The following is a 13,627-nucleotide window of genomic DNA, read 5'->3' on the forward strand; positions in this document are numbered from 1 at the left end:
TTTAGATTTAATCATCGCGATCATAACTTATATCACATATTGCTTAAACGACTCAGAGAGGATCCTCTTTGACTCGTTTGCTTCATAAGACCCTAGATATTAATCCCAATTTTGTTTCGAAGTTTTGGAAAGCTTTCTCTCATATTCAAAAACTTAAGAGCAACGAGCAACGAGCAACGAGCAACGAGCAACGAGCAACGAGCAACGAGCAACGAGCAACGAGCAACGCGTTAACCCTTTGCGCTCTTAGCGTCCTTAGCGGTTATTTATTCGCCCCAAAATCCACTTCCTCTCCATCCTTATAAATGCGTATGCCTTCCGGATGGGCCTTCTCGCCATTGGGACCGAATCCGTACACAGCTGCAGCCAATTCTTCCTCGCTGCGGTCTGCGCCTATTTTGCGGGGTTCTTCACCATAAAAACTGTCCATATGCAGTGTTTGGGTTGGGAAGGCAAATTCCACTCCGACTTCTTTGGCCAGGCGGAGGATCTCCAGTAAAAAATTATGGCGTTGCTGTAGCTCAGTACTCCAGTCGGGTACATCAAAAAATACATATACCAGTACATCCAGCGAGTGGGCTCCAAAGGAGTTGAAATGCACTTCGTAGAAATCCTGTCTGAAATGATCATTGCCTTTCACAATGGCCTTGATGCCTTCCACGAAAGCCTCCATCTGTTCGGGAGTGGTGGAGTAGGTGAGGTTCAGCACGGTTTTCAGCCGGCGATAACGACGCAGCCCAAGGTTATCAATATCGGTATTGGCAAGATTGGAGTTGGGCACGCTCACCAGCGAGTTGTGAAAAGTCCGGATGCGTGTAGACCGGAAGCCGACTTCCTCCACGGTGCCTTCAACATTGTCGGTTTTAATCCAGTCACCGATTTTAAAAGGCCGATCCATAAAAATAGTGACTGAACCAAAGAAGTTAGCCAGCGTTTCTCGGGCAGCCAGGGCTACGGCCAAGCCCCCAATTCCAAGCCCGGCGATGAGGGAGGCCACGTTGTAGCCATTGTTTTGGAGGATGGCGATCATTCCCATCACAATAACAAACACGCGCAGTGTTTTGCGGATGAGCGGGATGAGCTGGTCGTCGAGCGTAGTTTCAGTTTTGGAAGTAAGCATCCCCAGGTATTTGGAGAGCACGTCCGCGAGGTTATAAAACAGCCACACTACCGCTGCCGACAGGGCGATCTCGAGTACTGAGGCCAACACATGACTGATACTCACCGAAAATTGCAGGTTGGAATAGGTGAGAAAATAAAAGGTCATCAAAAAGATATAGCCGGCCGGTTTTTCCACGCCGTCAATCAGGTCATCATCCCATGTGAACTTGGTTTTTTGAGCCACCCGACGGACGTAGTTGTCCAGGAAGAAATTGAAGATTTTCATCAGGATTAAACCCGATAGTAACCACACAAATACCGCAAGGTACTGCCAGATTTGAATTCCCAGCCACTCGTTGTGCGCCCATTCGGGAAGATTGTCGACAATAAAAGTTACCCAGCTTGAAAAAGTATTTTGATACAGCTCAGGGATGTTACTAATGGTAGTGCGGGAAAATACCCATTCGTTTTGGGCGGTTTTGGTGAGATATACCTCTGGCAGTGAAGGAAACAGGATATACTGCTGCATGCCAGATAAACTGTCTCGGTAGGCAGGATCGGCAGGGATGCGTTCGTACTCAATGAGCAGTCCGCGGGCGTCAAACACTTTGAGCAGCTGTTCGGCGAGCTCCAGTTTCTGTTCGTCGCTTTGGTCGGCCAGCTTCATGGTTTTGATGACATACTCCGGGTTTTTATGTCCGGACTGCTGCCAATGTAAAAAGGTATGCACCGTTCGCTGCGGATTTGATAACAGATCACCGTCACGTGGTTGGGGCGCCTCTTCTTGGAAAGCCGTTACCGCCGAAAAGGGAAGCATCAACAAAATAAAAATCAACGAAAACCGGGAAACACGGATCATGGGTTTATTCATTTTTTGAAGGGATAAAATATCACCCCAAATCTACAAAATGTTGGGTTGATTTGAGTTATGAGATTTTGGAGCGAGTTGCGTGATGCGTGGTGTGTGTTTTGGGTTTTGGGTGGGCCGTAGAGATGGGGAATATTGAACATTGAATAAGGAACATTGAATGTCGAAGTGGACGGGGTGGATTTTGATATTTTTGGATTTATTAAATAAACAGCCTGAAAACGGCTCTGGAAATTCTCTTCTTAAGGAGAGATCAAACAATGTGGCTGTCTCCACATTTTTTGTGAGAGGTGTTGGTGCCAAAGCCAACTACCTATTTTTTCTGGCTATATGCTCTTTAGTGAATAGGTGTATTTTTATACTTTTATGCATTGAAACATATTTGCATATAAATATATTTCTAAGATGAGTGCATGAAAAACAACGGGATATGTATTTTGTTAAAGTCATGATGTGATGTAGTTACTTGTCAGAGGGAGAAAAGTGAGTTAAACATCGAATGCCTGCTTTTCTCATCACAACCCGAAAAAGCCAGTAAGGGCGCATGGCGATGCGCCCTTACTGCATAACTTATGACTAAGCTGAGTTTTCTAGCGCAACATGGATGTAAAATAAGTTAGATGACATACAGGCATGAATGTGATAGGCGATGGGCATTCATTGTACACTACGTTTCTAACATTTTGATACTTTATTGCTATCTTTACTTGAATTAGTGGTTTAAGGTATTATATTTGTGTGAAAGCGGGGATATTAAAGGAATAGAGATTTGATGCCGTTTTACAGATAGCTCTCATGACTTTGCTTATAGAATGAGGAAATAAATTGTGAGTTTCTACTGAATTAATAAATCATATAAATATGAGCACATTTGAGGTACAAATACCCATACATATGCCTGGAACAAGAACTACAGATCATGAGATGGCAGCTGAGCTTAATCGTGGTAATCCAAAAGCGTTCAGAACAGCACAAGATTTATTAGTAGCTGCTGAAAAATTGATGTTTAAGAAAGGAGGTATATTTTCTTCTGAAAAGAAGAGGCAGAAAAAGTTTTTAACCTTACTTAACCAGCTCTATTCTGACTTAATGATGGACCCCGACTATATAAAACATAGAGAAAAGGGAGAAGCATGGGTTCTTATTATATATTTAGCAAATCTATCTATGGCATTCCCCAACTGGCAAGACGTGTATACATTCCTTAATGAGGCAATACCCACACTCTACAATAGATAGATCATGAACAAATTATACCGCCTCACCTGCTACATACTAATTGCTGTTTTTGGAGTTTCCTGTGCCACTACTGTGCCTTACAAAAAAACAGCCAGTGGCATGTTAGATAGATATGTAGGCAAGCCATTTAAATTCGCCATCATGAATTTAGGTCTCCCTGACAATGTATATTCTGACAGCGACACCGGAAGAATACTGGCCTACACCAAAACAACTACCCAGTACCGTCCGGGTATATCTATCGATAATTCAACCATCGATTTCACATTAGAGCCTTACGGATGGGATAGCATAGAAGGTTCCTTCACTTCCTCCGGATATCAAATCTCCGAGCCACCAAGCAGCATCGAGAAAGAAAAATATATATACCTATATGTGGATCAGTCCGGAACGATCTACCACTATCTTCACAACATTAAAAGTACCCATCAAAAAAAGGCTGAAGTCAGCTCCCAAAATAATACCATCTACCTGATACTCGACCTCACCACTGCCGTTGGTTTAGCCGGATTACTCATGTCACAAGAATAATTATGACCGAAGAACAGCGAAATGCATATCGTAAAGAGGAACACCGAAAGCAAAATTTCTGGATTGCCATTTTTATCATCGTACCCTTAGTGTTAGGCATCCTTTCTGCAGCAACCGGCATCTGGTGGATTTGGCCGGTCGTACTATTTGGTGGAATATTTTGGGCCATATGGGAGTATGATAAAAAAGCTTTCGCGGCTACTATGGTAATGCTGCTGTTCTTACTCATTATAATTTTGTCTTAGTAATGGTATCACTCACCACTGATTAGTTTTGGTTTGTCTTCTTGTACAAGTTTTACTCATTCCCAACGTCTCCGTTGGGAATGCCAATGTGAAGCTCCTGCTTCAGTTACAGAAAAAGAGCACTCTTTTTGTTTAGACCAATAAAAGTAACATTCCCATTACTTTTATTATATTCAGCAAGATGTTGTAATTACCTACCAGAATCATGAATGAGCTCGACAGCATAAAAAAGAAGATTAGACCTATTCTCAAAAAATATGGTATAAAAAAAGCTGGGATTTTTGGGTCCTATGCACGAGGTGATTCAATAGCCAATGATCTTGACCTCCTTGTCAAAATCGAGAATAAAATCAGTTTATTGACCTTTATTAAGATTCAGCAAGAATTGGAAGATGAATTGGGAATAGACGTAGATCTTGTTGAGTATGAAACGATAAAGCCGGCGTTAAGGGATGAAATCCTGAAAGATGAAGAACCGGTATTATGAGCAAGAGAAAGCCTGATGTTTTCCTTCAGGATATTTTAGAGAGTATTAACCGTATACAGCAGTTTCTTGAGGGAGTTTCGGAGCAGGAATTTTATGAAAATGTAGAGAAACAGGACGCTGTGCTTCGGAGATTGGAGATTATTGGTGAAGCTGTAAAACACCTTCCGCAACATGTTCGGAATAATCATCCCGATATACCATGGAGACAGATTGCAGGAATACGAGATATCATCATTCACGAGTATTTCGGAGTTACCCTTGAGATGATTTGGATTGTTGCCACTGAAGATATTGAAGACCTCAAAATGAAAATCGGAAAGATTTTAAGAGATTATAGTTAACATAATTTTTATTTCCTGGCATTTAATCCAACGAGAGACCCAATCACTCCAAAAATTCCACATGCCCAAAACCATCCTACACATTACCATAGGGATACTACTCAGTTTTTGTTTGTCTTCCTGCGCCATTCACCAACCCATGAGCGAAATGGTGATGTTCCAGAAAAAGAAGCCGTTGGCCGGCGCGCCGTATTATGCCAGCTATAGCCATGCTTTAGCCAGTGCGAATACGGATCATTTTTTGGAAGGTGTACTCATCGACTACACCAGGAAACATTATCCCGAAGAAGAAAGAGAAATCGAATACAGTAACCCCTTGTCTCTTACAACCAATCTGATATTCCTGAACAAAGACCATAAAGAAATAGGATTTTCGCTGGCTATAGGTCCCTTGCTGACAGGCTCTGGATTTGACTTTACATACAACGTTTTTGATCACTATTACCTTACCGCTGCCGGAGGTTATGGATGGGAGGATGGTTTTCAATACCAGTTCATTTTTCAACGCAGGCTGTTGGATGGAAATCCCTTGGGATTAGCCGTTGGTACGGTGTTGCGAAACCGGTATCGGCATATGGGGATAATCGTAGAATACATGGGAGAGGAGCATATCGATTTTTATACCCAATCTGTGGGACTTCGCTCTGTGCTAACTCTTTCGCCTATTTCGGTGTACGGAACTCCCCGGCTTTTCTTATATGGCACGGGCTCTTTCAATTATGACATCACCCTAAACGCCTTCTATCCTAAAATTGGGGTTTCATTGGGTATTTATTGAAGAAGGTCTTGCTTGTTAGCTGATTTTCGCCTTTTTTGATATTTAGCTTCTCTGCTAATAGTATACCAGATAGGGGTTTGTCAAATAAATAAAAGAGAAAATGAATAGCTACGCCGAAAAGAATTCAGAGAAAAAGCAAGATTCCGCAGTACAATCAAAAAACCGGTACCCACAGCGCCATTGTTTTGAGGATAAAAGGCCGGAACATCTTATCCAAATGAAAATGGCTGGCATGGCAAATAGTAAAGGTATCGAAGAAGCCCACGAGAGGTTCTCATCTTCTGAAAATGATACTGGCTCCCTGCAATCGAAAGCCTTAACTGACAAAGAAAATAAAACCGGCTTGCCAGACGATTTGAAATCAGGTATTGAAAGTATGTCCGGTCACTCTTTAGATGATGTACGTGTTAATTATAATTCAAGTAAACCCGCCCAGCTTAATGCTCATGCTTTTGCTCAGAGAAATGAAATTCATTTAGGTCCTGGACAAGAAAAGCACCTGCCACATGAGGCATGGCATGTGGTTCAACAGAAACAGGGACGTGTTAAACCAACTTATCAATTAAAGAAAGGAGTGGCTGTTAATGATGATTCAGGCTTGGAGGCTGAGGCCGATAAAATGGCTGAAGTACTTGGTGGCACTACACTAAAAACTCGCACTTGGTCTGGTTCAGATGAGATTTCTCAGTTAAAAGAAACAGCTAACAAGCACTCACTTATTGAAATTGAGCAACCTGAAATGAAGGGGGAAGTAGCACAACTGATGGCTATTGCTAATGTTGTAGTATTTAACGACGGCGGTGGCGCAAAAGTAGTGAATATCAAATTTGCTGAAAGAGTGCCTACTACGGTAAGTGGAGGTCAGGGCGATCATGGCGTTGCGGAAGTACTCATACAGGAATCAATATCATCTCTTAAGGGTAAAACCATCTATGGGTTCCTGGAAGGGCTGTACCACATGGTGATGAGTGACCTTGAAGGTATAGAAATAGCCCGGCATACCTCTCAGCTGGATGAGGTTTCTGGAATAAACAAAGCAAATTTACTCCATGAAATTGCGACTCTTGCTGGTAATTTGGACAAAACACCTCCCGAGAATCTACAATATTTGCTTTCAGAGGTAACTACCAAGTACTGGCGGTTACTCGAAAAACGAGAAATGACGGCCTTCAAAAAAGAGGATAAATTGACAACAGGCGGAGGACAGGAAAAAGATGGTATTAAAGGACTCCGACGAATAAAAGAGCGGCTGCACAGTACTATGGGCTCGGATATTGATTACCAGGAAGAGAATGCTTTAGCTGATGCCATTGGATATACGCCATTTTTAATGGATTTGATTGCTCAGGAATTTAGTAATGAGGATTTGGACACATTAGTTAGCAGGGCAGCCACACATGTAGCAGAATTTCTTGGTATCTCTGACGGAGGATTTATAAGCGAACTGACCAATCAATTGGGATATTCGTTTCAGTTACTGATAGGAAAGGAAAAGGATGGCTATTTTGGTTTGGTTTCTGAAGGAAATGTGACTGATTCCAGAGAAGCATCTGAAGTAAGGGAGTTTGCAACATGGCACGACGCCAGTTATACCCGCTTATTTCAGGGAGAATTAATAAGGATCACTGCTCATCAACCCAATATATCGGAGCGGGTTTTTCGAGTAACAGAAGAGTATGATCCATCACGATATCAATATATACCTGAAACCCCGCCTGTAGAGTGGATTAATCAATAAATAATGGGGATGATACCAAAAATATTTTAGCCCTCTATATCTTATGTCCTGGAATTAAGAATTTGAAGATAATTTTACGAGCTGCGGATTACACGTATACCACTTATTCAAGAGTTAAAAATTAGCTATTGCCATTTAAGGAGAATTGAAATAAATTTACACTAAATTATTTATTTCAGTTTCCATTATGAGCAAAACCAAGCAACGCATATTAAACAAAGTTAGAGAGCTGTTCTTTAAGCGTGGCTTTAATAAAGTAACAATGGACGAGCTGGCCCTGGAGCTTGGGATGAGCAAGAAAACGCTCTACAATCACTTCGATGGCAAGTCTCAGATGCTGAAACAAGTGATACAGGATTTGAAATCCGAACTTACGGCGGGGGTGGACCGGATACTTATTGATGAAGACCTGAATTTTGTAGAAAAGCTCACTTCAATCCTCTCTTTTATTGGGGATAAACTCTCCGGGATGGAGGCTCCATTCATCTCTGATCTGCGAAAATCCTATCCGGAGCTCAGTAAAGAGCTGGATAATTACAAGAAAGAAGCCGCTTTCAGCCGGTTTAGTTCATTGCTGGATGAAGGCATCCGTAAAGGATATGTACGAGAAGATATTGACAAAAGTATGGTGGTGGTTTTGTATGCTTCCATCATTGACTGGGTGATTAATCCGGAAAATATAGACCAGGTACCTGACACATTGAAAAACCGGTTGCCACACAAAACCACCGATATGTTTAAAGGCATGGTAGAAGTGATGCTGAAAGGAATATTGAAAGAACCATAAAATTTTTTATCGTATGGAAACTAAAAATACCAAATTAGTTTACTTAGTTACTTATTTAGTTCTGTTGCTTGGATGGCCTGCCTCATTGAAAGCACAAACCTTAAACACAGATGCAGAATTGCACCGGTTGGTGCATGATGCCATTGCGTCTTCCCAATCAGTAGGGATTGAGCAGAACAACGCACAGGCTGCAGAAAACAACCGCAAGAAAGCCTATCAAACTTACCTGCCAACGATCAGTTTTACAGGAAGCTTTACTCATCTGAATGACGACATCACTTTCCCCTCAAATCTGGAAACCTTGCTGATGGGTACGCAACAACTGCTTGTCAAGGAGCAACTTGGGATGGGATTTAATGACCCTTTGCCTCCATCTGTACCGCTGCAGGAAGTGGATCCGATACAGGAGCAGGATATCTGGAAAGCTACGCTGGGTGCTGACATGGTTTTATTTAGTGGATTGAAGGTACCGTATCTGGCCAAGGCTGCCGAACACCAGCGAAAGGCACATGAAGCCCTGAGTGTTAAAGAACAAACAGCGATTATCCGACAGACGGTAGAGGCTTATAAAAGTTTGGCGCTGCTTCAGAAATCAGCTGAGGTACTGGATAACAGCGAACGTCGCTTGAATGAACAGCGTCGATATGTCGATAAAGCGGTGAACCAGGGCATGGCCACCGAGCTGGAAACAGCGCGCATTAACCTGGCCGCCCAGCAGCTGGAAGAAAAAAGAATCGAACTAAATGCACAGCGTGAACTGGTGATTGCGCTCTTGCAGCAGCTTACCGGGCATCCCGAAGAAGAGCTCAAACAACTGTCACCAGTGCTTACTCAGTGGGAAACAGGCGGGGAGATGTTGGATGCCAGTCACCGCCCGGAGATGGAAGCTTTGAAGGAAGCACAACGGGCTACCGAGTTCAAGAAGAAATCAATGTACAGTGCCTATTTGCCCCAAGTGAAACTATATGGTAGAAAGGAATTATATGAAGATGATTTGTCGTTGTTGGATCCAGAATGGATGGTAGGTGTTGGTCTAAAATGGGAGCTTTTTGACGGCTTAAAGAGAAGCCGGGATCTTCAGAATGCCAAAATTGAAGTAGAAAACAGCAAACTAAAGAAAGACCTGATTGGAGAGCAGCTTCAGCTCAATTTGACCAAAGCATACCTGGATCTGGACAAAGCCAATCAAAAAATTCGCGTAGCCGAGCAACAGATGCATACGGCTCAAAGAGCATATACCATTAGCCAAAAACAATATGAAGTAGGGCTTATCTCCCAAAAAGATTACCTGGAAGCTGAAAACGATCTTCAGCAAGCAGAGCTATCTCATAGCAAGGCGTTATTCACCCAAAATATGGCCGTGATAGACTACCTGATTGCGGGCGGGAAGTTGTCTGAAGCCATGCACATCAATCAAGAAATTCAATAATAAAATGAAAACAGGAACCATGATGAATTGGAAAAAACATATCGTACTGTTTGTAAGCCTCACTATGCTGATAACGGCTTGTGGGGACTCTGAGACGGAACCCCTGCAGGGCAAGTTGAAACGCGAGGAAATTGAAATTACCACCAAAGTACCCGGACGCATTTTAAAGATGATGGTACAGGAAGGGGATGTCGTGCAGAAGGGCGATACGCTGGCCGTGCTGGATATCCCGGAAGTGGAAGCCAAACTACGGCAGGCCGAAGGGGCATGGCTTTCTGCCCAATCACAATATGAAATGGCTCAAAGTGGTGCTACCAAAGAAGAACGTGAGCAGGTTGAAGCAGTATTTCAGGCAGCAAAAGAGCAATTTGAGTTCGTGCAAAAAACTATGGAGCGGATGCATGAAATGTATAAAGACTCGCTTATCTCAAGCCAACAATTCGATGAAATATCCGCAAAATTCAAAGGAGCTAAAGCACAATACGAACAGGCAAGAGCGAAGAGAGCAGAAGTGATGTCCGGTGTACGTTCAGAGAAAATAAACATGGCAAAGGGACAGATGGAACGTGCAAAAGGTGCGCTGGAAGAAGCGAATGTAGCCTATAATGAACGCTTTGTAGTAGCCCCGGCCGACATGGATATACAAACGGTGGCACTGGAAGAAGGAGAACTGGCGCTTGCCGGATACACCATCTTTTCCGGCTATCAGCCCAACGCACCTTATCTACGATTTACGGTGCCTGAAAGCCGTGTGGGTTCATTTAGCACTGGACAGCAGTTTACGATTATCCAGCCCTACACCAACGATGAGTTTACAGCCAAACTGGTGAGTGTACGTCAATTGGCTGCGTATGCGAATAAAACCAGCTCTTATCCCAATTATGCAATGGGAGAATCGATCTATGAAATAAAATTAATTCCTGATGCACAGGATAAAGTAGCGGGTATTTATACCAATACCACCGTACTTATTAAGCAATAGGCTAAGCCATGAGCATCTTCACAAAACTATTTAAAAGAGAACTGAAGCTGTTTTTCTCCAACAGCGTGGCCATCTTTATCTTTTTTGCCGCTCCCATAGGTTACGCCCTGATGATTGGAAGTGCCTATATGCAGGGAAAACTCACCGAGCTGGAGGTGTTGGTAGTGGATAGCGACGACACTCCGCTGAGCAATCGCATTATTGACGCTCTGGATGACAATCAGTACCTGGAAGTGGCAGAGATTCAGTACCTGGAAGCTGGGGCTGAAGACAAGGTCATTGATAATGATTATGTGGCCGTAATTTATATCCCGGAAAACTTTGAGGGCAAGATCTTTCAAAAGAGGATAGCGGAAATCAATGTGGAGCTAAATGGCAGCAACATGGTTTCAGCCAATTATGCGTCCTCCGGCATTCAAAAGGTACTGGGAACTATGAATGCAGGCATTGAAATTGAGTCGATGAAAAAACAGGGCACGCCGGAGGCAATCGCCAAAGATCATTTTCAGCCTTTTAAGGTTACCGTGAACCGTTTCTATAACCCGGCCAATAATTACCTGCATTTTATTTGGCCCGGCATCATGGGTACGGTGATGCAGCAGGTGATCCTGATTGTAATGGCCCTGAGTTTTGCCATGGAGTTTGAAAACAACACCTTCCGGACTTTGGTAAAATTATCGGATTCGCCGGTTTTCCTCATTTTCATAAAGAGTATTCCGATTACGGTACTCACCTTTTTGATGTGGGGACTGGTGTACTACGGGTTTTATCCTTTGTTTAAGGTACCGCTGCCGGCCGATATGTTGGGTAACTGGACGCTAATTTTCTTTTTTACCCTTGCCAATGTATTCCTCGGAATTTTGGTGAGTATCGCTTTTCCCTCACAGCTTAAGGCCACGGAAATCCTGATGGCTATTTCTCTTCCCAGTTTCATACTTAGTGGTTTCACCTGGCCGCTGGAGGGCATGCCCGGCTGGCTGGTAAGCTATGTCTCGGATATCATCCCGCTCACTCATTTTCTGAAAGCCTATCGTAAACTGGAACTGATGGGCGCAAGCCTTGGTGATGTAAGTGGTGAACTCTGGATTTTAATATTCATGACCGCGGTGTTGTACTTACTTTCTCACTTTGTGTTGAAGTACCGTATCCATAAGTACAATGGTTAGTTGGGCCGGGGATGGTGGTTGGTTCCATCCCCGGTTTTTTATTCTTGCCTGTAATCTGAGGTGTTCTGCTATTTAATTGAGGTGCAAGCCCTTCAAGCTATTTTAGTTTTCTTTTAACAAAGGGCATAGCATAGTTTTATTACATTCTAATGAATCCCAAAAAGGGTCAGGGAGACTAAGGTAAATCGAGTAATAAAATTTCACATCAATTCAATACTGGAGGTAATGGTATGCAAAAGCCGGATATTTATATCATCGGATCGGGAGCTATTGGAAAAGCCCTGGCCGTATTTCTAAAACAGGCCCAAGAGTCGGTAAAGCTGGTAAGAGGCAGTGTGGATTATCAACCTGAAAAAGAAGACGTGATAACGGTGAAGGGGAAAGAGGATAAGGTTTTCAAAGAAGAAATTATTACTACCACTTTTAGCCAGCTGAATACCATCAATGGAATTGTACTGGTGGCAACCAAGGCATTTGCAAATCAGGAAATAGCAGAAAAACTAAGAGGATTAAAAGGACAATTTTCAATTGTGTTATTGCAAAACGGACTCAACGTTGAAGAGCCTTTTTATGGTTTTGATGATGTTTACCGGTGTGTGTTGTTTGCCACGAGCCAGGTTGTGGAAGAGAATACAGTTTCGTTTAAAATGGTTACCGAGTCTCCGGTAGGTAGGGTGAATAATGAGACAGGGACGGCCGGTGGGCTCATAGAACAAATCAGTACGCCCCATTTTGGTTTCAGGGATGAACCAAATATTTTAAAATATGTGTGGGATAAGGTGATTCTGAACTGTGCTTTTAACTCCATCTGTCCGCTGCTTGAAGAGGACAACGGTATTTTTTATCGAAATAAGGAAGCAGCAACATTAGCCAGACAGGTTATATCGGAGTGCGTGGTTTTAGCAAGAGAATACGAAGTAGAGCTAGACCAAGAGGAAATCGAAGAGAAATTGTTGCTGATTAGCGAGCGGTCAAACGGGCAGCTTATTTCTACTTACGAAGACATCCGGAAGAAAAGAAAAACGGAGATAGAAAGTCTAAACCTGGAGATAGCCCGAATGGCAGATGAAATAGGGAAGCCGGAGATGGTAAATAAAACCCGGTTATTGGGAGAAATGATTCGCCTGAAATCTGAGATAAAGTGTAATTGATTTAGTGTAGGCAAATACAAATTTTCAGAGTAGTCCAAAAAATCGAAACCTTCAGGATATAAACCAAAATGACTATTGATGAACAAGTACTGAAAGAGCAATGGAAAGAGCTCTGCACAACGTTACAAAATCGTTTCGAAGATAATATGAATCGCCATGCCGACCTGAGTTGGGAATCTGTGCTGGAAAAGTTAGAAAGCACGGAGCTTGAAAAGCGGTGGTCGTTATATCAGATGGAAGAAACCGGTGGTGAACCGGATGTGGTAGGTTATGATAAAGAAACCAATCAGTTCGTGTTTTTTGATTGCTCTCCCGAAAGTCCGGATGGCCGGCGAAGCGTTTGCTATGACCGGGAAGGACTTGAATCCAGAAAAAAACACAAACCGGATAATACGGCTGTAGATATGGCCAATGAAATGGGTATTGATCTCTTAACAGAAGAGGAATATCAAAAGCTTCAGCAGTTGGGAGAATTTGATACAAAAACTTCAAGCTGGTTGAATACCCCAACAGAGGTGAGAGAGCTGGGGGGGGCTATTTTTGGTGATTTCCGCTTTGGCCGTGTTTTTGTGTATCACAATGGGGCACAATCTTACTACGGTGCCCGGGGTTTTAGGGGAGTTTTGAAGATTTGAATGTTTGGGGGATGGATAGAGCCAGAGTAGCATAGCTGGCGAAGATCTTTTGAGTCTTAGACTTGAAAGTATCAGTAATGGGTTGTTGACATAATGCGATACTGAAAATCCGCAAGTCTCTGACGTGCATACCGCTTCGTAAGGCTGTC

14 protein-coding genes are annotated in these 13,627 nt (G+C 42.9%); 13 read left to right on the forward strand and 1 reads right to left on the reverse strand.

Annotated elements, in window-relative coordinates; all coding sequences use genetic code 11:
• Positions 1-262 precede the first annotated feature (262 nt).
• On the reverse strand, positions 263-1,972 hold the full coding sequence (locus FN815_RS16995) for a mechanosensitive ion channel family protein (protein WP_246075344.1): 1,710 nt from the start codon (positions 1,970-1,972) through the stop codon (positions 263-265).
• 858 nt (positions 1,973-2,830) lie between these two features.
• Between FN815_RS16995 and FN815_RS17000 the strand changes: the two genes are divergently transcribed.
• The 13 genes from FN815_RS17000 (at position 2,831) to FN815_RS17060 (ending at position 13,478) form a co-directional block, all read left to right on the forward strand.
• Positions 2,831-3,208, forward strand: coding sequence for a hypothetical protein (locus FN815_RS17000; RefSeq protein WP_142455972.1), 378 nt, complete (start codon positions 2,831-2,833; stop codon positions 3,206-3,208).
• A 3-nt stretch (positions 3,209-3,211) separates the two neighbouring features.
• Positions 3,212-3,739: a hypothetical protein gene (locus FN815_RS17005; RefSeq protein ID WP_142455974.1), complete on the forward strand. Its 528-nt coding sequence runs from the start codon at positions 3,212-3,214 to the stop codon at positions 3,737-3,739.
• A gap of 2 nt (positions 3,740-3,741) precedes the next feature.
• A complete protein-coding gene (locus FN815_RS17010; RefSeq protein ID WP_142455976.1) occupies positions 3,742-3,984 on the forward strand; it encodes a hypothetical protein in 243 nt (80 codons plus the stop codon).
• Between the two features lie 205 nt (positions 3,985-4,189).
• Positions 4,190-4,471, forward strand: a complete 282-nt coding sequence (locus FN815_RS17015) for a nucleotidyltransferase family protein (protein ID WP_142455978.1) — start codon at positions 4,190-4,192, stop codon at positions 4,469-4,471.
• Positions 4,468-4,812, forward strand: a complete 345-nt coding sequence (locus FN815_RS17020) for a HepT-like ribonuclease domain-containing protein (protein ID WP_142455980.1) — start codon at positions 4,468-4,470, stop codon at positions 4,810-4,812. The genes FN815_RS17015 and FN815_RS17020 overlap by 4 nt, the downstream gene beginning before the upstream one ends.
• Positions 4,813-4,873: 61 nt before the next feature.
• Positions 4,874-5,590 (forward strand): hypothetical protein, encoded by a 717-nt coding sequence (locus tag FN815_RS17025; protein WP_142455982.1) that lies wholly within the window; start codon positions 4,874-4,876, stop codon positions 5,588-5,590.
• A 100-nt stretch (positions 5,591-5,690) separates the two neighbouring features.
• Positions 5,691-7,328: an eCIS core domain-containing protein gene (locus FN815_RS17030; protein ID WP_142455983.1), complete on the forward strand. Its 1,638-nt coding sequence runs from the start codon at positions 5,691-5,693 to the stop codon at positions 7,326-7,328.
• Between the two features lie 187 nt (positions 7,329-7,515).
• The gene (locus FN815_RS17035) at positions 7,516-8,115 is read left to right on the forward strand and encodes a TetR/AcrR family transcriptional regulator (RefSeq protein ID WP_142455985.1); all 600 of its coding nucleotides are present in this window, start codon (positions 7,516-7,518) and stop codon (positions 8,113-8,115) included.
• A 13-nt stretch (positions 8,116-8,128) separates the two neighbouring features.
• A complete protein-coding gene (locus FN815_RS17040; protein WP_142455987.1) occupies positions 8,129-9,544 on the forward strand; it encodes a TolC family protein in 1,416 nt (471 codons plus the stop codon).
• A gap of 4 nt (positions 9,545-9,548) precedes the next feature.
• A complete protein-coding gene (locus FN815_RS17045) occupies positions 9,549-10,526 on the forward strand; it encodes an HlyD family secretion protein (RefSeq protein WP_142455989.1) in 978 nt (325 codons plus the stop codon).
• 8 nt (positions 10,527-10,534) lie between these two features.
• The gene (locus tag FN815_RS17050; protein ID WP_142455991.1) at positions 10,535-11,692 is read left to right on the forward strand and encodes an ABC transporter permease; all 1,158 of its coding nucleotides are present in this window, start codon (positions 10,535-10,537) and stop codon (positions 11,690-11,692) included.
• A gap of 230 nt (positions 11,693-11,922) precedes the next feature.
• Positions 11,923-12,843: a ketopantoate reductase family protein gene (locus tag FN815_RS17055; protein ID WP_142455992.1), complete on the forward strand. Its 921-nt coding sequence runs from the start codon at positions 11,923-11,925 to the stop codon at positions 12,841-12,843.
• Positions 12,844-12,911: 68 nt separating this feature from the next.
• Positions 12,912-13,478 carry a DUF4256 domain-containing protein gene (locus tag FN815_RS17060; RefSeq protein ID WP_142455994.1) on the forward strand — a complete coding sequence of 189 codons (567 nt, stop codon included), beginning with the start codon at positions 12,912-12,914 and terminating at the stop codon, positions 13,476-13,478.
• The last annotated feature ends 149 nt before the right edge of the window (positions 13,479-13,627 follow it).

It is taken from the genome of Gracilimonas mengyeensis, from assembly GCF_900182705.1.
In the GTDB taxonomy this organism is placed as follows: domain Bacteria; phylum Bacteroidota; class Rhodothermia; order Balneolales; family Balneolaceae; genus Gracilimonas; species Gracilimonas mengyeensis.

Excerpts from the sequence above, each read along its gene's own strand:
- FN815_RS17060 (WP_142455994.1), top strand. The coding sequence starts at position 12,912 with ATGACTATTGATGAACAAGTACTGAAAGAGCAATGGAAAGAGCTCTGC.
- FN815_RS16995 (WP_246075344.1), bottom strand. The coding sequence starts at position 1,972 with ATGAATAAACCCATGATCCGTGTTTCCCGGTTTTCGTTGATTTTTATT.
- FN815_RS17005 (WP_142455974.1), top strand. The coding sequence starts at position 3,212 with ATGAACAAATTATACCGCCTCACCTGCTACATACTAATTGCTGTTTTT.
- FN815_RS17015 (WP_142455978.1), top strand. The coding sequence starts at position 4,190 with ATGAATGAGCTCGACAGCATAAAAAAGAAGATTAGACCTATTCTCAAA.
- FN815_RS17000 (WP_142455972.1), top strand. The coding sequence starts at position 2,831 with ATGAGCACATTTGAGGTACAAATACCCATACATATGCCTGGAACAAGA.
- FN815_RS17040 (WP_142455987.1), top strand. The coding sequence starts at position 8,129 with ATGGAAACTAAAAATACCAAATTAGTTTACTTAGTTACTTATTTAGTT.
- FN815_RS17010 (WP_142455976.1), top strand. The coding sequence starts at position 3,742 with ATGACCGAAGAACAGCGAAATGCATATCGTAAAGAGGAACACCGAAAG.
- FN815_RS17035 (WP_142455985.1), top strand. The coding sequence starts at position 7,516 with ATGAGCAAAACCAAGCAACGCATATTAAACAAAGTTAGAGAGCTGTTC.
- FN815_RS17055 (WP_142455992.1), top strand. The coding sequence starts at position 11,923 with ATGCAAAAGCCGGATATTTATATCATCGGATCGGGAGCTATTGGAAAA.
- FN815_RS17025 (WP_142455982.1), top strand. The coding sequence starts at position 4,874 with ATGCCCAAAACCATCCTACACATTACCATAGGGATACTACTCAGTTTT.
- FN815_RS17030 (WP_142455983.1), top strand. The coding sequence starts at position 5,691 with ATGAATAGCTACGCCGAAAAGAATTCAGAGAAAAAGCAAGATTCCGCA.
- FN815_RS17020 (WP_142455980.1), top strand. The coding sequence starts at position 4,468 with ATGAGCAAGAGAAAGCCTGATGTTTTCCTTCAGGATATTTTAGAGAGT.
- FN815_RS17045 (WP_142455989.1), top strand. The coding sequence starts at position 9,549 with ATGAAAACAGGAACCATGATGAATTGGAAAAAACATATCGTACTGTTT.
- FN815_RS17050 (WP_142455991.1), top strand. The coding sequence starts at position 10,535 with ATGAGCATCTTCACAAAACTATTTAAAAGAGAACTGAAGCTGTTTTTC.